This is a genomic window from Actinorectispora metalli (assembly GCF_056323685.1).
On sequence record NZ_JBREYE010000001.1, the window covers coordinates 1,070,455 to 1,088,012 of the forward strand.

The window sequence follows — 17,558 nt, forward strand, 5'->3', positions numbered from 1 at the left end:
TGTCAGGGAAACGCTCTTACGCTGCGCCGCATGTCTGTGATCGAACTGCGCATCTACACCATTCACGAGGGCAAGCGGGCGGAATTCGTAAAGCTTTACGACGAGGTGCTGCTGCCCGCGCAGCGGGAGTTCGGGCTGGACGTGATCGGCCAGTTCACCTCGCTGGACGACGAGAACACGTTCGTCTGGCTGCGGCGCTTCGAGAGTCAGGAGGCCCGCGAGCGCGGCTGGGCGGAGTTCTACGGCAGCGACCTGTGGCGCGACAAGCTGGGCCCGGTCGCGAACGCGTTGATGAAGGACTCCAGCAACGTGATCGCGATCCAGCCCACGCCAGGGTCGGGGATTCAGTAAATTCAGTGCCCAGCCACCTGATGGCCACCTCTCACGCATAGTTTCCGCAGGATCTCGACAGGAATCGATCTTTGTGGGGAAAACATGCGGCCGAAAGCGGCATTTCTGGCAGTTTTGTTGTTGTGTACCAGTCTGATCGGTGCCGGTGGCGCGGCCGCGGGCACCGATCAGCCGGTGCGGGTGCTGACCTGGAACATCTGGAAGGGCGGCCACGGCGCGGGCGAGGGGAACCTGCCCAAGCTGCTGGACCAGGTGGTTGCCATCCGGCCGGATGTGTTCTTCGCGGTGGAGACCTACGGCGCGGGCGACGCCATCCGCGAGGCGTTGAGCAAGCGCGTCGGCAAGGGCTTCTACTCCGGCACGAAGATCACCGACCGCGCGGCGGGCTCGGACAATCTGTGGGTCTTCACCCGGTATGCCGTCACGAAGGTGTTCCCGAAGCCCAGCGGGACCACGGTGAGTGACTTCAACTTCGGCGGCGTCCGGGTGAGGCTGCCCGGCGGCAAGGAGTTGAACGTCTTCGACATCTGGCTGACTTACACGGACCCGTGGGTCGGGTACCTGATCGACGAGAACGCGGCGGATGTGCGGGCGGGCAAGCCGCCGCGGCACTCCGCGGCGGCGGTCGCGGAGGCCGAGCGGGCGCAGACGCGGCAGTTGTCCGACATCGTGGCCACTCAGTTGCCCGCGATGCTCGGCGGGAGCACGGCACCGGTGCTCATCGGGGGCGATTTCAACACGAACCCCGCTGCGGACTGGGAGGCCCGGTGGGCGTCGTGCCATGACGGGATGTCGTACGACCTGCGCACGACGGAGTTGTTGACGGAGCAGGGCTTCGTGGACACCTACCGCGCGGCGCACCCCGATGCGTGTGCCAACCCGGGGAGGACGTGGAGCCCGCAGCCCACCGGGAAGATGATCACGCCGTCCAGGATCGACTTCACGTTCGCCCGAGGCTCGGTGCGGGTGACCTGTTCACGGGTGGTTGACCAGCGGCTGCGCCAACATGGACCGGGCGTGTTCTATTCGGATCACGCCGCGGTGGTGACGGACCTGCGGGTCTGAAGCTGCCTCGCGGGGGCGACCGGCACAGGGCTCGCGATCGCCCCCGCGGGAGGAAGTCATGTCCGGCTGGCAGCCTCCGGACCGACTGGGCCTAGGCGAGCGCCCACGGGGCGCTCGATGTCTAGATCACCAGTTGGTCAACGGGCCAAACCTGATGTGATCGGAGTCATGCGGTGCTGAACATGGTGCGCAACTCGGCTTCACCGAGTCCGCCCCAGATGCCGTAGGTCTCGTGCACGGCGATCGCGTGCTCGCGGCACTGGACCTGGACGGGGCAGCGGGCGCAGACGGCTTTAGCGCGGGCTTCGCGAGCTTGCCGCTTGGGACCGCGTTCGTTTTCCGGGTGGAAGAACAGACGGCTGTCCAGGCCACGGCAGGCGCCCTCGGCCTGCCAGTCCCAGTTCTCCGTGACCGGCGTGGGTAGCCGGCTGAGCTCGGCCATGACGTTCCTCCCGTCTCCAGACCGCGGGCGCGGTGCACACGAAGAGGAAGTGACCCGGAAGCACGGACCCCAAACATCCGCAACCCGAGAATTCAACTAGTGGCTGACGGGCGCTCTCCAGCACCCGGGCTGTCCAGCGCATTTAAAGCGAGGCGCCAGGGGAAGGTTGGAATAGCGGACACCCCCGTTCGTGGCGCGTGCGCGAGAACGGCGCCAGGCCCGAAAAGCACGGTTACACCGGAAAGCCGGAGTTCACGGAGGCTGCGGTTGAACACCCGGTTGGCCGCCAACGCGCTGTTGACGAACGGCAGGACGACGATCGGCACCCGGAGACCGGTGAGCTCGGCAAGCATGTTCAGGGCGTAGGTGTCGCTGATGCCTGCGGCCCACTTGTTGATCGTGTTGTAGGTGGCCGGGGCGACGATCACGGCGTCCGCGCGGGGGAAGGACTCGTCCCCGGGGCGCCGGTAGTGGACCCGGACTTGGTGGCCGCTCTCTTCGGCCAAGGCGGCTGGGTCGAGGAAGTGCTCCACTGCGGCGGGGGTCGCGATGACACAAACATCCCAGCCCCGCTCCCGCCCGAGCCGGACCAGTTTGGCCGCATCGACGGCTGGGCCTGCCCCGCAAACGACGAGGTACAGCACTCCGCGAGTACTCACACGGAAATTCTGCCCCGGTAGCAGCCCGAGTCAGACCTTGCGGTGGTACTCGCGGACAGAGCGCTTGCTGGTTGAACCTTCGACCCAGGTCAGGGTCCATTCTCCCGAATTGACGGTCGAATCCTTGCCGAAGCCCACCCAAGCGCCGCGCATAGACCTGCCCATCGGATCGATGATGAACTGGACCGCGCCGTGGTAGACCAGGCCTCGGTAGTAGCCGGTGGGCGAGGTGTGCTCGCGCCAAGTGCCGGTCGCGAAATTGCCATCCACGCTGAGGTTGAAGACCAGCCTGGAGCCCACCGAATTCGGCACGCTCTCCCCAGAGAGCACATTGCCGTCCTGGCGGAACACCACATGGTGCTGCCCAACCAGATCCTGCCCACGACTGCTGCTCGGATAGACATACTGGCTGTGCCAGATGCCTTCGAGCGGCCCCTTGCTCACATCGGGCACCGGCATCGAATCGTCCTCCTGCGGGTCCGCTGCGGCGGGCGACGCGGCGGCCAACGTCAATGCGGCGCTCAACTTCAGCAGCAGGGCACGCCTGGGTAATCCCGCATCGAGTTTCGGCAGCTGCTGTGACAACACATGAGCGAGCCTCGGAACCGAGAGCTCATCCACTTGCCTGGCGAAGTCCGGAAGCCCCGCTACCGAAACAGAAGTCGGTGCGACCGGGTGCGAATCTTCCTCAGCATCGAAGGCCGAAAGCATTGCGTGGTGGCCGCTGTTTCGGCGCACATCATCGAATGAGCCGAAGTCGGGGCAGTCCGCGACCAGCTCGGCCACGCTGCATTCGTAGAGCCGCGCGAGCCGCGCGAGTGTTTCCAGGGATGGCGCATGACCGGTCGGCGCGGGCCATTGCTCCCAGTAGGAGAAGTTCTTGGAGGTCTTCTGATCCGCAGGCCAACTCTGATTCCAGGCATCAGCGGCATCACGCTGGCTCCATCCGCGAGCCAGACGCAGCGCCACCCTCATATTGATCTTGTACCGCTGGCGGAACGCCTCGCCCACCTGTACCCAGGTGCGGCCCTGAGCACGGAGTTCGGCGGACAGTAGGCGTTGCTCCTGGCGCAGGCTTCGGACCTTCGTCGACATCACGCCCCCTCACTCACTGGTGGAAGCGTAATCGTCACGACTCGTATAACAGAAGCTCCCTTTTTGACCGGGAAGATCCGTACACAAGATCATCAGTCTGCGGGGTGTTTTGGGCGGGAAAAGTAGGTTTTGCTGATGCTGTGCTGCCAGAAGAGCGTGTGCTGCTGGCCGAGTTGGCCAGTCTCAACAAGGAAATCGTCCTGTTCGCCTGCGGAGTGCTCGATGAGGTCGAGCTGCCATCCCAGCGCCAGCGCGATCTTGGCGAGCGGCTGATGCTGGCAGGCCGAGCTATCCAGAACCGGAGCCGCCGACAATTGGCCGCTGGGTGGGTTGAGGGCGAGGTGATCAGCGATGTGGACTCAACTCGCCAATGACTACGTCGGCCTTCTCCTCTTCTTCCTCTGGCTCGCGCTTCCTCCCCTCTACACCGTCGTCATCGCCCGCTCCTACCTCGAACAGTGCCGCGCGATCCTGCACGAAATCCGCTGCGAGCAGGACGAGATGCGGCGACTCTTCCGCACCGGATTCGCTCGACTCGATTCCGCCGAGGACGACATCCCTTCGCAAACCGGAAAGCACCGACTCCGCCGAGACCAGCACATCAACTGATCGGGTCACCCCGATTCCCTCCGCTCGAACAGGCGTTCTAGGATGTGCGCGCGCCAACACCCGGCATTGAAGGGACCGACATTGAGCTCGGACGAAGTCAGCAACCAGGACGTGGCGGAGCAGACCCCGGTGGAAGCGCCGGAAACCCCCGAGATTTCCGAGGACAAGCCCAAGCGTGGGCGTCCGAAGAAGGCCAGCACCGCCCGCAAAACCCGCACCGTCGAGCTGAACCTGACCATCACCGGCACCATGGACGGTGACTGGCAGGCCGAGCTCACCCACGCGGGCGACCGTGTCGTGCAGGGCATGCCGATCCCGGCCGCCGCCGTCGCACGCGCCGCCCGGGAGCTCAACACCGAAATCTCCCAGCACATCGACAGCGTCATCACCGCTGCCAAGGAGAAGCACCTGGCCCGGGTCGCCGAACTCGAGGCCGAGCTCGAGCTGGCCAAGAAGGCTCTGGCGGAACTCGCCGAATAACCACCCCGCGTTCGGGCCCGCCTGCTGTCAGGCGGGCCCGTCGCATTTCTCCTACCGCGCGCAACCGCCGGAACGGCCCGATGATTGGGGCTGCCCGCCGTGGGGCATCTCCCCACAGCAGGCCCGAGCCGGAGGTGAGGCGTGATCGAGATCAGCCAGACGATTCCCGCGAGCGCGGACAAGGTCTTCTCCGTGCTCTCCGACGGGTGGTCCTACGCCAGCTGGGTGGTCGGCGCCGCCCACATCCGCCGCGTCGACGACCACTGGCCCGCCGCGGGCGCGCGCATCCACCACAGCATCGGGCCATGGCCCCTCCAGATCCAGGACCACACCGAGGTCCTCGACATTCGCCAAGGCGAGATGCTCGAACTTCACGCCCGCCTCTGGCCCGTGGGCGCCGCCAAGATCAGGTTCACCCTCTCCCCGACCACGCCCACCCAGACCAGGGTGACCATGGCCGAGGAGCTCACCGACGGGATCGGCAACCTCATCCCGTCCGTGGTCCAGTCCCTGGCCCTGAAACCGCGCAACCACGAATCCCTGCGCCGCCTCACCGACCTGGCGGCCCACCGGCCCACGTGATCAAGTGCAGGGCGATTTGGGGGCGGCTTCGGGAGCGGTGCCCCACTGCGATGGCTTGTCGGCGAGGGTGAAGGTCAGGGTTTTGCCTCTCAGCTTGGTCCAGGGGATGAAGACCTGGTTCTGTGCCGCCGTGCCCAACTCCGCCTGCTGGACGTACTGAAGCTTGCGGCCGTCGGCGGCGGGGGCCTTGATGGTCACGCTCGGGCCGCCCTGGATGTCGAGTTCCACCGACTCGAAGCGCGGGGCGTGCAGCACCAGCTCGCCGGTGCCGTTCACGGCCGGGTAGAGGCCGATCGCACTGAACACGTACCAGGCCGACATGGTGCCGAGGTCGTCGTTGCCGGTGACGCCGTTGGGCTCGTTGGTGAACAGCGACTGCGCGGCGCGCATGACCGTCGCGGTCTTCCACGGCTGGCCGATCAGCGTGTACATCCACGGGCTGTGCAGGTCGGGCTCGTTGTTGGGGTTGTAGCGGTACTGGTTGTAGTAGTTGGTGGGGCCGACCACCCACTCCTTGCGCGGCGCCGCCACATGGTCGGCGAGCAGCTTGTCGTAGGCGAAGAAGGTGTCCAGGCGCTTGGCCGCGTTCTCCTGGCCACCCAGTTTCTGCACCAGCGTCGGCACGTCCTGCTGGGCCAGCCACTGGTACTGCCACGCGGTGCCCTCGTGGAAACCGTGCTCCGAGGTCGGGCTGTAGGGCTTGTCCGGCGGCGTGAACCACGAGCCGTCGCGCACCTTCGGCCGCGGGAAGCCCTGGTAGCCGCGTTCGGAGTCGACCACCGAGTCGTCCCAGACGTTGCGCCAGGAGCGGCCGCGCTCGCGGAACACAGCGGCGTCCTCGGTCTTCCCCAGCGCCTCGGCCATGATCGACAGTGAGCAGTCGGCCAGCGCGTACTCCATGGTGGCCGAGCCGCCGTGGTGCGGGTCGACGTCCATGCCCTTGGTCGGGAACTTCTTGTCGTAGTGGACGAAGCCCTTGGCCAGGTAGGTGTCGTTGCCCGCGCGACCGGAGTACGGCGAGCCCGCGGGCGGGATGCCCGAGGCGTTCTGGTGCAGCGCGGCGTAGGCCTGCTGTTCGCGGCCCTTCAGCGCGCCGAAGCGCCACAGATCGACCAGGAACGGGGTGACCGGGTCGCCGGTCATCACGTTGGTCTCGAAGTTGGCGTAGGCCCACCTCGGCAGCCAGCCGCCCTCCTCCTGGATCTTCAGCACCGACAGCGCGATATCGCGGGCGCGTTGCGGGCGGAGCATGGCCAGTAGCTGGTTCTGCGTGCGGTAGGTGTCCCAGAGCGAGAAGAACTCGTAGTACGTCCACCCCGCCGATTTGTGGATCTTGTTGTCGAAGCCGCGGTAGCGGTCGTCGACGTCCTCGCCAACCAGCGGCTGCAGCAGCACGTGGTACAGCGCGGTGTAGAAGACGCGCTGGTCATCGAGGCTCGCGCCGCCAACTCGCACCGAGCCGAGCTCCGCGCGCCACGCATTCTGGCTCGTGGCCTTGAGTTCGTCGAAGTCGCGGAGGCGGTTGCCCTGGCGGGCTTCGGAGGCGTGGTTGAGCCGCGCGCCGATCGCGTCGACGTGCGAAATCGAGGTGACCGCGGAGACCGACTTGGAGTCCTTCAGGTCGAAGGTGAGCCAGGCTCCGCGCAGGCCTTGGCCGCCGCTGCTGGTGCGGGTGTCGGGCTGGCCGCCGGTGGGGCTCCAGGTGCCGAAGGAGGCGAAGGGGCGGTCGAAGGTCATGGTAAACCAGGTGGTGTAGCGCTTGCCGCCGCAGAAGCTCAGCGTCTCGACCGCGCCCTCCACCGTGTGGTCGTCGATCACGTTGACGGAGCTGGACATCACGCGGTGGGTCTCGCGGCCGACGCCGTTGGCCTGGCCGACGTTGACGAAGACGTTGCCGCGCTCGCCCGCGGAGAAGGTGTAGCGCTCGCCGCCTGCCCTGGTGGTGGCGGTGGTCTCGGCGTCGATGCCGCCGTAGTCGGTGAGCCGGACCCGGTAGTACCCGGCCTCGCCGACCTCGCCCTGGTGGGTGTAGCGGGCGCCGTAGTTGGTGTGGTCGAACCTGGTCGGGTCCTTGGTGTCGAAGTCGCCGCCCGGCGCGACGGTGCCGGTCGTGGGCAGCACCGAGATCTGGCCGCCCTGTTCCCAGCAGCCCGCGCCGGAGATGAAGGAGTGGCCGAAGCCGCGGATCTTGGCATCGTCGTAGCGCCAGCCCGCGTAGTGCGTGCCGATGGGGCTGACCTGCGTCATCCCGAACGGAGCCGAGGCGCCGGGGAAGGTGTTGCCGTCGTCCTTGGTGCCGATGAACGTGTTCACCAGCCCCACCGGGTCGGCCGGGGCCGCGGTGACGGCGGGCGCCACCGCGCTCAGGCCGCCCAGCATCAGCGCCGTAGCCAGCAGCATCCGGACTGTCTTCGCCATGAGATCCCCTTCATGACAACGTTGTCTGGCTCACAACCTAGGCAACGAAGAGATCTCGCGATACGGCCATCCGTACGGATTCCGCCCTCGGTTTAGCGGCCTACACCAGGCCGACGCACCCCTCCACCGGAGTTTTGGTCGCTAAACCGGGGGCGGAGTCAGGTATAGAGGATGCGATGGGCCGTTTTGATGGCGCCCGCGTAGAGGGGGCCTGCGGCGCCCGCGCGGGTGAGGGCGGCGCGGGCGGCGTTGGCGCCGGGGGCGCCGTGGACCGCGCCACCGGGGTGAGCCGACGCGCTGGCCAGGTAGAGGCGGTCGACCGGGGTGTCGGCGCGGGCCAGGCCAGGCACCGGGCGGAAGATCAGCTGCTGGTGGATGGAGGCGGTGCCGGAGTTGATCGCCCCCTCGTCCAGGCTGGGGTTGATGCGCTGGAGGTCTCCGGGGCCCAGGACGTGGCGGGCCTTGATGCGGGAGGTGAATCCGGGGGCGTGCCGTTCGATGATCTGCTGGATCTTGTCGGCGAACCGCTCCAGCCGCGCCTGGTCCCAGCGCAGGCCGCGGGGCACGTGGGTGTAGGCCCAGGCCGATTCGGTGCCCTCGGGGGAACGGGTCGGGTCGGTGGTGGTCATCTGCCCGAGCAGTAGGAACGGGTTGCGCGGCACGGTGCGGCGGGCGAGGTCGGCGGCGAAGGTGGTGAGGCCGTCGACGTCGGCGTCCAGGTGCAGCGTGCCCGCGCGGCGGGCGGGTTCGGCCTCCCACGGGATCGGTTGGCGCAGCGCCCAGTCCACCTTGATCGTGGCGTTGTCCCACTGGAAGCGGTCCAGGTCGGTGAGCAGCCGGGGCGGCAGGTGCTCTGCTCCGACCAGGTCGCGGTACAGCATGGGTGCGGGGACGTCGGCGAGCACGGCGCGGCGGGCGCGGACGGGGTTGCCGTCGGCGTCGCGCACGCCGAGTGCCTTGCCTTCGCGGACGATGACCTCGCGGACCGGGCGCCCGCAGTCGACGCGGCCGCCCAAGGAGGTCAGCCTGCGCACCAGTGCCGCGGAGAGTTCGCCCGCGCCGCCCTCGGGTGCCGGGAAGCCGACGTCCTGGGCGAGCATGCCGAGCATCCAGCCGAAGATGCCGCTGCCCACGTTGTCGGGGCCGAGGTCGGCGTGCAGGGCGTTGCCCGCCAGCAGCGCCTGCGGGCCGCGGCCGGTGAAGCGTTCCTCGGCGAGCCTGCGGACGGGAAGCGCCAGCATGCGTGCCAGGCGAAGCGCGTCGGCGGGGCCGAGGGCGGCGGCGAGCCGGAGCCCGTTGCGCACCGGGGGGAACGGGAGCAGCAGGCTGTTGATGAGGGGTTCGCGGATGCGATTCCACTGTGTCGCAAGGTCATGCCATGACTCGGCGTCCTCGGCGGAGAACGTCGCCACGGTCTCGGCGATATCGCGGGAGATCACGTGGCACTCGCCATCGCCGAGCACGTGGGCCAACACGAGCGGGGCATGGCACCAGCGGAGTCCGTGCTCTTCCAGGTTCAAGCCGTTGAGCACCGGGGAGACCCGGCCCAGCGGGTAGAAGGCGCTGCCGAGATCGTTGCGGAAACCGGGAGCGGTGAACTCCACTGTGCGCACCGCTCCACCGGGTTCCTCGGCGGCCTCCAGGACCAGGACGCTCCAACCGGCGTCTGCCAGCAGGTTTGCCGCCGCGAGTCCGTTGGGTCCGGCGCCGACGATCACCGCGTCGGCGGCCTCACTGCCCGCGTTGCTCACCTGCGCCCCTCGCCACGACTGAATTCTGTGAAGAAATTGTGTGGCACATATGGGCTAAGCAGTCTCGCGACCGGATCGACACCCGTCTCCGCCATCCTCCACATGGGTGAGGCGTTCCCACCCAGGTGTCGGACTAACCCGCAAGGGCGGCAGGAGCCCTCGAATCGAGCAATGCCCGGCCTGCAGGCGTGATCTCCACGGCGACCATCTGGCCTACCGCCGACGGTCCGACGGGGCGGATCAAGCCGGCCTGCAACAGGTGCTGGGCCGCGAAGTGATCGCACCACGCTCCGTCAATCGCCAGGTCACAGCCGCATCCGGCCATCATTTGGGCCCGGCCTGCGGCAACCGCACGCAGCATGGCCCTTTCCCGGTAACTGATATCCCCGGGGGGTTCCTCAGCCATTTCCCACTCCTTCGCGCTGCGTCCCATAGTGAGACGGAACACGCCGTATGCCCTGACGCGACACGCGTACAACGAACGAATCAGATCCCCAGTAACGCGCAGATGGTGACTAAACGCCATCTCGCAGTACACAGCCTACTCCATTTGTGCATCCGCGTAACTGAAATCACGGTGCTATGGCTGATTGGCATAACAGATCGTGACCGGCCTGCGGTCATGGCGTTACTGCATGACTCAACGGCTAACCATCCAGGCGGATCGTCGTTGAATCTCGCAGACCCCGAGCCGGACGTTGAACGCTCCGGTGGGGCCGCACGTTTCTATCGGAGAACAGAGTTTGCGATGGCGCACGCGAGCTGATGTCTCAGTTGAGCCACCACGTTGTGGTAGCTCACACCTTGTGGAGGTACCGCTCATGCTCGAAGCGCTTCAGCCCGACACCCTCGAAGGGCGGGTTTATGAAGCCATGGTCCGCCTGCCCAAAGCCAGCATCGAGGAGTTGGCGGGGGCGACCAACTTGGAGGAGCACACCGTCCGGGCCACCCTCACCAAGCTCGTCGCGAACCATGTCGTCACGAACCTCGGATCGGACAGCGCCGGACCGTGGGAGCCCCAGCCACCGGAGTTGATCACGGAGACCGCGTTGCGCGCACACGAACGCCACAGCGCGGCCATGCGCGCCGCCGGGGGCCAGCTCGCCCAGCTGTTCCGGTTCGCCCGGCGGGCCGCCGGGCAGTATCCCGGCCTTGAGGTGGTCTCCGACAACCAGCTGCTCAAGTCGCACTTCGAGCAGCTTCAGCTGGATGCCCGCGTGCAGATCCGGCTGATCGACCGGCCGCCCTATGTGGCGGGCAGCGCGGAGGAGTACGGCGAGCAGTGCGCGCGGCAGCAGGCGCGGATGGGCGAGGGAATCCGCTACCGAACGATCTACCACGAGAGCATCTACGACGACCCGGTGCGCTGCGGCGCGCTGATGTCGCTGATGGCCTCCGGCGAGCAGGCGCGCGTGCTGCGGGAGCCGCCGATCAAGGTGGCGATCCGGGACGAGAGCTGCGCGCTGCTTCCGCTGGACCCGGACGGGCTCGCCGACGGTGCCACGCTGCTGGTGCACCCCTCCGGGCTGCTCACGGCGATCATCGACGTGTTCGAGACGCTGTGGATGCTCGCGGTGCCGATGTCGACCGGCCAGGGCGCCGACCCGCTGGACGGCCGGGACCGTCAGATCCTCACCCTGATGGCCGCGGGCGCCACCGACGAGACCATCGCCCGCCGCCTCGGCCTCTCCCGGCGCACCGTCGTCCGCCGCACGGCGGTACTCCTGGAACGGCTGGGCGCCACCACCCGCTTCCAAGCGGGCGTCCAGGCCACCCGCCGCGGCTGGCTCTGACCCCGGCGCTCGCCCGGAGCGGCATGTCACCCGAAAGTGGCATGCCGCATCAGGGCAGGCAATGCCGATGCGCCGCCGCGTGTCTCCTGGGCGGTCATGATGTCGACCTGCGGGCGCATGATGCTCCCCTGGGGCGACACCATGACGCCCTGGGTGGTCGACCGGGTTGAGCTCCCCCCAAATCGAGCCTAGGGGTGGGGTCTGACGTTCTTGGGGTCTGACGCTCGTCGGGCATGCGCTCGTCGTGCCTGGCGCCCGTCGGACCTGACGCTCGTCGGACCTGGCGCTCTTGGGGCATGGCGGTTGGGAGCCAGGCGGTCGGAGGCCAGGCATACTCGGCTGGACGTCAGGCTGGGGTGGGGGTTGCGGTGTTGGAGTTGCTGGGGAGTTCGGTGTTCACGTTGTTCGGGGCGCCGGTTTCGGTGGCCGAGTTCGTGGGGTTCGTCGCCGGGGTGCTCAACGTGTATCTCGTTGCGCGGCAGCGGGTGTTGAGCTGGCCGATCGGGATCTTCAACACGCTGATGTACCTGGTGGTGTTCACCGGGTCGGGGCTGTACGCGGATGCGGGCTTGCAGGTCGTGTACACCCTGCTGGCGGTGTACGGGTGGTGGCAGTGGCTTTACGGCGGGGAGCGGCATAGCGGGCTGCTGGTGCGGCGGACCCGGGCCGCCGAGTGGGCGTGGTTGATCGGCGCCGGTGCGGCCACCACCGTGGGGCTTTGGTTGCTGCTGGACCGGGCCACCGACTCGACGGTGCCGTTCCTGGACGCGGTGACGACCGCGATCTCGCTGATGGCCATGTATGGGCAGGCGCGAAAGCTGCTGGAGTGTTGGTGGCTGTGGATCCTGGTGGACGTGATCTATGTGCCGCTCTACATCTACAAGGATCTGTGGCTGACCGCGCTGCTGTACACGGTCTTCCTGCTGCTGTGCATTGTCGGGCTGCGGGACTGGGGTGGCGACCTGCGTAGGCGGAAGGTCGCCGCGCTCGTGGGCGGCGCCGAACGGCAGTAAGCGGGTCTCGGCGGGACGCGGTCCGTCCAGGCTCGGCCGAGGGCGGGCCCGCCACGATGAGTTTCGGCCGCGCCGCTGGTCTGTCTTGGTGTTGAACGGCGTCGTATGACGCTGCCCGGCACGACACCACGGAGCGCACCATGACCATCACGCCGAATGACCCGCCGACCGCGCTGCCCGGTCGCCCGCCCATTGTCGACCTGGCCACCTGGCAGGCCGCCCGTGACGAGCTTCTGGTCCGGGAGAAGGCCCATACCCGCGAGGGCGATGCCATCGCCGCGGCCCGCCGCAGGCTGCCGATGGTGGAGTTCGACGGGACGGTCGAGGTCATCGGGCCTGACGGACCGGTTCCGTTCCTGGAGCTGTTCCAGGGTCGTGACGAGCTTGTGGTCTACAAGCACATGTGGCACGACGGGGCGCCGCACCAGGGGCAGTGCGAGGGCTGCACCACCTTGGCCTGGCAACTCAAGGACGCCGTCTACCTCAACGCCCGCGGCGTCTCGTTCGCCTTCCTGACCTCGGGCCGGTGGGATGAGGTGGCCTCCTACGTCGAGTTCATGGGCTACACCCAGCCCTGGTACTCGGTGCGCGATGTTCCGGGGCCGGTCGGCGAAGACATGGGGCACCTCACCTGCTTCCTGCGCGACGGCGACCGCGTGTTCCTCACCTACTCCACGACGTCCCGCGGCATCGAGCCCGCAGGCGGGTCCTTCTACCTGCTCGACCTGACGCCCTACGGCCGCGGCGAGAGGTGGGAGGACAAGCCCGATGGTCGGCCCGAGGGGCGCGACGCGTGCTGGTACTGGCGTTCGGACGCGGACGGGAACGCCACCTGGGGCCCGACCAGCCGCCCTGTGCCGCAGTGGACTCGCCCCGGCGCGACCCCGGTGGAGACACTCGGCAGGAACGACTCCCACCACTGACGGGCCGCGTCGGCGGCGTGGGTCTCAGCGGAGGATTGTCCTGGTCAGGGCGGGGCTGGCGTTGATCTCGCGCTGGGTGAAGCGTTCGGTGACCCAGTCGCCTCGACCGAAGAGCCTGGTCTGGTCCCAGTGGTGGGGCGAGGCGGGGTTGGTGGACTGGGCGTAGGTCAGCAGCGAGCGGACGCGGGGGCCGGACGGGGTGAAGTGCATGGCCGCCACGTAGCTGCTGCCGTGGATGATCGGGCCGAAGGTGCCGTCGGGGCCGGGCGCGGCGAGTGGGGGCTCGATGACGTTGTAGCAGCCGTCCCGGCTGGGGCAGCCGGGGATGCCGATCGGCGCGTTCTTGGCGGCCTGCTGCACGGTGCCGAGTGGGGCGTCGAAGGGCACCTTGGCGGCGGTGAACGCGGCGACGGCGTCGGTGAACGCCGCGCGGACCGCGGGCTTGTCGATGGCGAGGCCGCGCGGGGTGGTGAGCGGCTGGGCGGGGTCGAAGGGCACCGTCCAGCGGTCCGGGGGCAGCTTGGACCAGAACGTGCGCCACAGTGCGGCGCCCCTGCTGTCGGCTCTGGACCGGTTGTCCCAGGCGGACAATGCGGCGCAGGCCGCCTTGGCCTCCGGTGTGGACAGTTGCGCGCACAGGCGGAGCAGGTCGGGTTTGGCCAGTTCGGCGCTGAGGACGCGTTCGGAGTTGAACATGCCGGTGAGGCTCGGCAGGTCGAACTTGGGCTTGCCGAGGCCGTCCGTGCCCGCCTTGCGCTGCTCGGCGAGGTCGATGGCGACCTTGGTGCGCAGCGACCGCGGGGTGCCGGTGTCGCCGAAGATGCGCGGATAGCTCAGCGGCTGCGCGGGGTTGGTCAGCCAGGGGCTGTCGTTGGAGTTGGAGACGTAGTCGCCGCGGACCAGCAGCGGCCAGCGGGACGGGCCGAAGATTCCGGGCTCAACGGCATCCGGGTCGGTGCCCAACGCGCACTCGGGCCGGGCGCCGTCGAGGACGGCGATGCCGCGGGTGGCGAAGAGTGCGCGGTCCGCCTCGGTGTTCAGGCAGCGGGCGGCGTGCTCATCGGTCAGGTGCGGCACCACCGAGGCATCGGCGTAGCCCGCGTTGCCGTGCCGGTCGGCGGCGATGGTGTTGACGAACGGCATGCCCTGCACTGACTTGAGCGCGCCGTGCAGAGCGTTCAGGTCGCGGGCACCGGCCATGGCGAGCGCCTGGTCGATGCCGCGCACATTGGCGGCGTTGATATCGCGCAGGGCGTAGGCGAACTGCGTGGTCCACGGCATCGCGTCGGTGGCGACGATGGGTCCGAACTCGCTGCGGTAGAGGGTCCGGCCGCGGTCGCCGACGGTCACCGTCTCGGCCCGCATCTTCACCGGCTTGCCGTCGACCAGGTAGCTGGTCGGATCGCCGGGCACCAGCGGCAGTCGGTACACCACGTGGCGGGTGGCGGTGGACACCGTATGCGACCAGCCCAGCCAGGCGTTGTGGCCGATGGCCACCACCGGCAGGCCGTGCAGAGCCGCACCGGCCACGTCGAGCTTGCCGGGGATGCGCAGGTGCGCCTGGTAGAAGCGGTTGGGGCCGGTCCACGGGAAGTGCGGGTTGGCGAACACCATGCCGCCGCCGTCCTTCGACGCCTCCCGGCCCACGGCCAAGGCGTTGCTGCCCGCGATGGCGGGCTCGGGGACGGCGGGCAGTGCGTCGCGCGACTGTCCTGGCGGGGCCGCGGCCACGATGGCGCTGCCGTACTGCTCGATACCGCGCAGCCTGCTGATCTGCAGGCCGCGGCGCCACAGGTCCACCTCTGTGATCGGACGCACCCAGCCCGCGTCCCGACAGCGGGGGTCGGTGACGCCCTTCTCGGCGAGGTAGCGGTTGAAGCCCGCGGCATGCCCGGCGGTCAGGTCGCGGGCCTGCCGCGAGGGGCCGCCGGGTGCGGCCAGCATCCGCTCGATGTAGGCGGTGGCGTACTGCGAGCGGTACAGGGTGTCGCTGTCCAGGTTCGTGCGCTTGAGGCCGGGGTTGTCGACGTCGGTGGCGATCGCGTCGGGCCCGAACCAGCGGGACCTCTCCCCCGCCAGCGTCACCACCCGCTCGGCCAGTTGGCACAGGTTGTCCTCGGCGTAGGCGTACCCGAAGCCCAGCCCCAGCCCGCGGTGGTCGCGGGCGGTGATGTGCGGGATGCCGTACTCGGTCCGCTCGATCAGCACGCCCGGCGCGGGCGCGGCGACCGCGGGCAGGCCCGCAGTGATCATCGCGGCGGCGAGAACAACGGGCACGGTCCAGCTCAGAACACGCCTGACAACCACAGCGGCCTCCCCCGGATCACCGACCTGGCGGAGCCGACACTACCCCGGTGATCCGGGGGATGGCCGCCTGCTTTCGTCGGTGCCTCACCCGGCCGTTCGGTCGAAGAGCGATCCTCGGGTCTGCTCGGCCAGCAGGTCCACCACGTCCGACAGTGCGCCGCGGCGGTTGTGCGCCTTGCGTTGGCGGGCGGCCGAGCCGCCGCGTGCCCTCAGTTCCGTCAGGACGCGCTCCATGAAACGGTGATCGTCCTCGATATGTGGCCGGATGCGGTCCATCAGCCTGCGCAGGGTGGTGTGCACGGGCTCCAGCAGACCCGTCTGCGGGTTGAGGCCGCGGCCTTCGAGACCGTCGTGGGCGGCCCGCCAGAGGGCGGCCTTGAGTACCTCGGAGGGGATCGGCAGCGGCGGCTCGCCGTTGTCGATGTCGGTGAACGCCGCGGCAGCCAGGCCGCGCACCAAGCCCGCGAGGAAGGCGGCTTCCTCGACGGTGCCCGCGACGTCGCAGGTGCGGATTTCGAGGGTGGGCTGGTCCTCCGACAGCCGCATGTCCCAGTAGACCATCTTGCGGTCCAGCGCCGCCTGCACCTGGAGCAGAGCGTCCACACTGGACCGGTAGTCGGCCAGCGAGCCGAAGTACGGCGTCGGGCCCGCGGTCGGCCAGCGGGACCACAGCGTGGGTCTCCAGGCGGCGTGACCGGTGTCGCCGCCGCGCCAGAACGGGGAGTTGGCGCTGACGGCCATCAGCACCGGCAGCCACGGGCGCAGGTGGTTGGACAGCAGGAGGCCGGTTTCCTCGTCGGGGATGCCGATGTGGATGTGGCAGCCCGAGATCACCTCCGAATCGGCCAGCGCGCCGAAGTGCTCGGCCATCCGCCGGTAACGCGCGCCCTCGGTGATGGGGGCCTGGTTGTGCTGGGCGACGGGCGTGCCGCTGGCGATCAGGCGCAGCCCGTTGCGTTCCGCGCCGCCCGCCAAGGCGCCGCGCAGGTCGGCGAGTTGCTTGGCGACCTCGTGGGCGCTGTGGCAGATCGGGGTGGCCAGTTCGACCTGGACGGGGGTCAGTTCGCGCTGGAGGTCTGCGTCCGGCTGGGCGGCGGCGCGGAGCACCTCGCCCGCCTTCGCGGCGAGTTCGCCGCTGTCGGGGTAGACGAGGAGGAACTCCTCCTCGACGCCAATGGTGAGTTCGTTCAAGCCGCGCTCCGGTTCTTCCGTGTGGGCTGGAGGTACCCCCGGCGGACGCGGCAGGAAACGTCTACCCGATCAGGGAATGGTTTGACCGTGAGGGGATTGGAGAATCTCTGAGACGTGCCATCAGCCAACATCAAGCTCACGGCGGACCGCGAGTTCCAGCTTGTGGCGCTGACCGTGGAAGACGCTGACACCGGCCAGATCCTGCAAAGCAGGTGCCTGGACGTCGAGGAGCTCAGAGCGTTGCGGCGGGAGTTGGAGACAGCCAGCGAACGAATCCGCAGCGGGGCGGAGACGGCCGTCTGCATCGATCTGGAACATTTCCTCGACCACTGACGGAATATACCCCCCGGGGGTAGTAGTTGGGCGTGGGTGACGCTTCCGCTGCCGAGGAGGAACCCATGGACCTGACCAGACAGGCCGTCCGAGCGACCCTGCATTGCCTGACCGGCTGTGCCATCGGCGAGGTGCTCGGCATGGTGATCGGCACCGCGCTGGGCTGGTCCAACCTGGCGACCATCCTGCTTGCCGTGGCGCTGGCCTTCCTGTTCGGCTACGCGCTGACCCTGGGGCCGATCCTGCGCTCGGGCTTGTCGCTGCGCCGGGCGATCCCGGTGGCGCTGGCCGCGGACACGGTGTCGATCGCGGTGATGGAGATCGTGGACAACGCGATCATGGTGCTGATCCCCGGCGCGATGCACGCGGGCGTGGTGTCCTGGCTGTTCTGGGTGAGCCTCGCGGTCGCGCTGGGCATCGCGTTCGTGCTGACGGTGCCGGTCAACCGCTGGCTGATCGGACGCGGCAAGGGCCACGCGGTCGTGCACCAGTACCACCACGCGGGCCACTGAAACCTGTCCTCACCTGCTCGGGTACAGCCTCATC

The 17,558-nt window shown here is 68.5% G+C and carries 18 protein-coding genes; 11 read left to right on the forward strand and 7 right to left on the reverse strand.

Features of this window, described 5'->3' with window-relative positions; translation table 11 throughout:
• The first annotated feature begins 30 nt into the window (after nt 1–30).
• On the forward strand, nt 31–351 hold the full coding sequence (locus tag ACU6XJ_RS04935; protein WP_476307169.1) for an NIPSNAP family protein: 321 nt from the start codon (nt 31–33) through the stop codon (nt 349–351).
• A gap of 117 nt (nt 352–468) precedes the next feature.
• Complete coding sequence (locus ACU6XJ_RS04940; RefSeq protein WP_476307170.1) at nt 469–1,416, forward strand: endonuclease/exonuclease/phosphatase family protein; 948 nt, start codon at nt 469–471, stop codon at nt 1,414–1,416.
• Between the two features lie 166 nt (nt 1,417–1,582).
• On the opposite strand, the gene ACU6XJ_RS04945 is transcribed toward ACU6XJ_RS04940, so the two are convergent.
• The 3 genes from ACU6XJ_RS04945 to ACU6XJ_RS04955 all read right to left on the reverse strand — a co-directional run bounded on the left by ACU6XJ_RS04945 (nt 1,583) and on the right by ACU6XJ_RS04955 (nt 3,612).
• Nucleotides 1,583–1,858 carry a WhiB family transcriptional regulator gene (locus tag ACU6XJ_RS04945; protein ID WP_476307171.1) on the reverse strand — a complete coding sequence of 92 codons (276 nt, stop codon included), beginning with the start codon at nt 1,856–1,858 and terminating at the stop codon, nt 1,583–1,585.
• Nucleotides 1,859–1,950: 92 nt separating this feature from the next.
• Nucleotides 1,951–2,517 (reverse strand): flavoprotein, encoded by a 567-nt coding sequence (locus ACU6XJ_RS04950; protein WP_476307172.1) that lies wholly within the window; start codon nt 2,515–2,517, stop codon nt 1,951–1,953.
• A 30-nt stretch (nt 2,518–2,547) separates the two neighbouring features.
• On the reverse strand, nt 2,548–3,612 hold the full coding sequence (locus ACU6XJ_RS04955) for a helix-turn-helix domain-containing protein (RefSeq protein ID WP_476307173.1): 1,065 nt from the start codon (nt 3,610–3,612) through the stop codon (nt 2,548–2,550).
• Between the two features lie 158 nt (nt 3,613–3,770).
• Here ACU6XJ_RS04955 and ACU6XJ_RS04960 point away from each other — a divergent pair, with 158 nt between their 5' ends.
• The 4 genes from ACU6XJ_RS04960 to ACU6XJ_RS04975 all read left to right on the forward strand — a co-directional run bounded on the left by ACU6XJ_RS04960 (nt 3,771) and on the right by ACU6XJ_RS04975 (nt 5,283).
• Entirely contained in the window at nt 3,771–3,986 is a 216-nt protein-coding gene (locus ACU6XJ_RS04960; RefSeq protein ID WP_476307174.1) for a hypothetical protein, read from the forward strand.
• Entirely contained in the window at nt 3,964–4,221 is a 258-nt protein-coding gene (locus tag ACU6XJ_RS04965; protein ID WP_476307175.1) for a hypothetical protein, read from the forward strand. The genes ACU6XJ_RS04960 and ACU6XJ_RS04965 overlap by 23 nt, the downstream gene beginning before the upstream one ends.
• A 42-nt stretch (nt 4,222–4,263) precedes the next feature.
• Nucleotides 4,264–4,701, forward strand: a complete 438-nt coding sequence (locus ACU6XJ_RS04970) for a DUF6319 family protein (RefSeq protein WP_476307176.1) — start codon at nt 4,264–4,266, stop codon at nt 4,699–4,701.
• A 141-nt stretch (nt 4,702–4,842) separates the two neighbouring features.
• A complete protein-coding gene (locus ACU6XJ_RS04975) occupies nt 4,843–5,283 on the forward strand; it encodes an SRPBCC family protein (RefSeq protein WP_476307177.1) in 441 nt (146 codons plus the stop codon).
• On the opposite strand, the gene ACU6XJ_RS04980 is transcribed toward ACU6XJ_RS04975, so the two are convergent.
• Together ACU6XJ_RS04980 and ACU6XJ_RS04985 are read right to left on the reverse strand one after the other, a co-directional pair.
• Nucleotides 5,284–7,701 (reverse strand): GH92 family glycosyl hydrolase, encoded by a 2,418-nt coding sequence (locus ACU6XJ_RS04980; protein ID WP_476307179.1) that lies wholly within the window; start codon nt 7,699–7,701, stop codon nt 5,284–5,286.
• 158 nt (nt 7,702–7,859) lie between these two features.
• Nucleotides 7,860–9,452: a phytoene desaturase family protein gene (locus tag ACU6XJ_RS04985; protein WP_476307180.1), complete on the reverse strand. Its 1,593-nt coding sequence runs from the start codon at nt 9,450–9,452 to the stop codon at nt 7,860–7,862.
• A gap of 821 nt (nt 9,453–10,273) precedes the next feature.
• Here ACU6XJ_RS04985 and ACU6XJ_RS04990 point away from each other — a divergent pair.
• From ACU6XJ_RS04990 to ACU6XJ_RS05000, 3 genes are all read left to right on the forward strand, one after another.
• Nucleotides 10,274–11,245: a LuxR C-terminal-related transcriptional regulator gene (locus tag ACU6XJ_RS04990; RefSeq protein WP_476307181.1), complete on the forward strand. Its 972-nt coding sequence runs from the start codon at nt 10,274–10,276 to the stop codon at nt 11,243–11,245.
• A gap of 368 nt (nt 11,246–11,613) precedes the next feature.
• The gene (gene pnuC, locus ACU6XJ_RS04995; protein ID WP_476307182.1) at nt 11,614–12,258 is read left to right on the forward strand and encodes a nicotinamide riboside transporter PnuC; all 645 of its coding nucleotides are present in this window, start codon (nt 11,614–11,616) and stop codon (nt 12,256–12,258) included.
• A gap of 140 nt (nt 12,259–12,398) precedes the next feature.
• On the forward strand, nt 12,399–13,181 hold the full coding sequence (locus ACU6XJ_RS05000; protein ID WP_476307183.1) for a DUF899 family protein: 783 nt from the start codon (nt 12,399–12,401) through the stop codon (nt 13,179–13,181).
• Between the two features lie 24 nt (nt 13,182–13,205).
• Here the strand turns inward: ACU6XJ_RS05000 and ACU6XJ_RS05005 are convergent, their stop codons facing one another.
• The gene (locus tag ACU6XJ_RS05005; RefSeq protein ID WP_476307184.1) at nt 13,206–15,488 is read right to left on the reverse strand and encodes a penicillin acylase family protein; all 2,283 of its coding nucleotides are present in this window, start codon (nt 15,486–15,488) and stop codon (nt 13,206–13,208) included.
• An 84-nt stretch (nt 15,489–15,572) separates the two neighbouring features.
• Nucleotides 15,573–16,679 carry a carboxylate-amine ligase gene (locus ACU6XJ_RS05010; protein WP_476307186.1) on the reverse strand — a complete coding sequence of 369 codons (1,107 nt, stop codon included), beginning with the start codon at nt 16,677–16,679 and terminating at the stop codon, nt 15,573–15,575.
• Nucleotides 16,680–16,793: 114 nt separating this feature from the next.
• Between ACU6XJ_RS05010 and ACU6XJ_RS05015 the strand changes: the two genes are divergently transcribed.
• The gene (locus ACU6XJ_RS05015; RefSeq protein WP_476307188.1) at nt 16,794–17,012 is read left to right on the forward strand and encodes a hypothetical protein; all 219 of its coding nucleotides are present in this window, start codon (nt 16,794–16,796) and stop codon (nt 17,010–17,012) included.
• Between the two features lie 65 nt (nt 17,013–17,077).
• A complete protein-coding gene (locus ACU6XJ_RS05020; RefSeq protein WP_476307189.1) occupies nt 17,078–17,524 on the forward strand; it encodes a DUF4396 domain-containing protein in 447 nt (148 codons plus the stop codon).
• Nucleotides 17,525–17,558 lie beyond the last annotated feature (34 nt).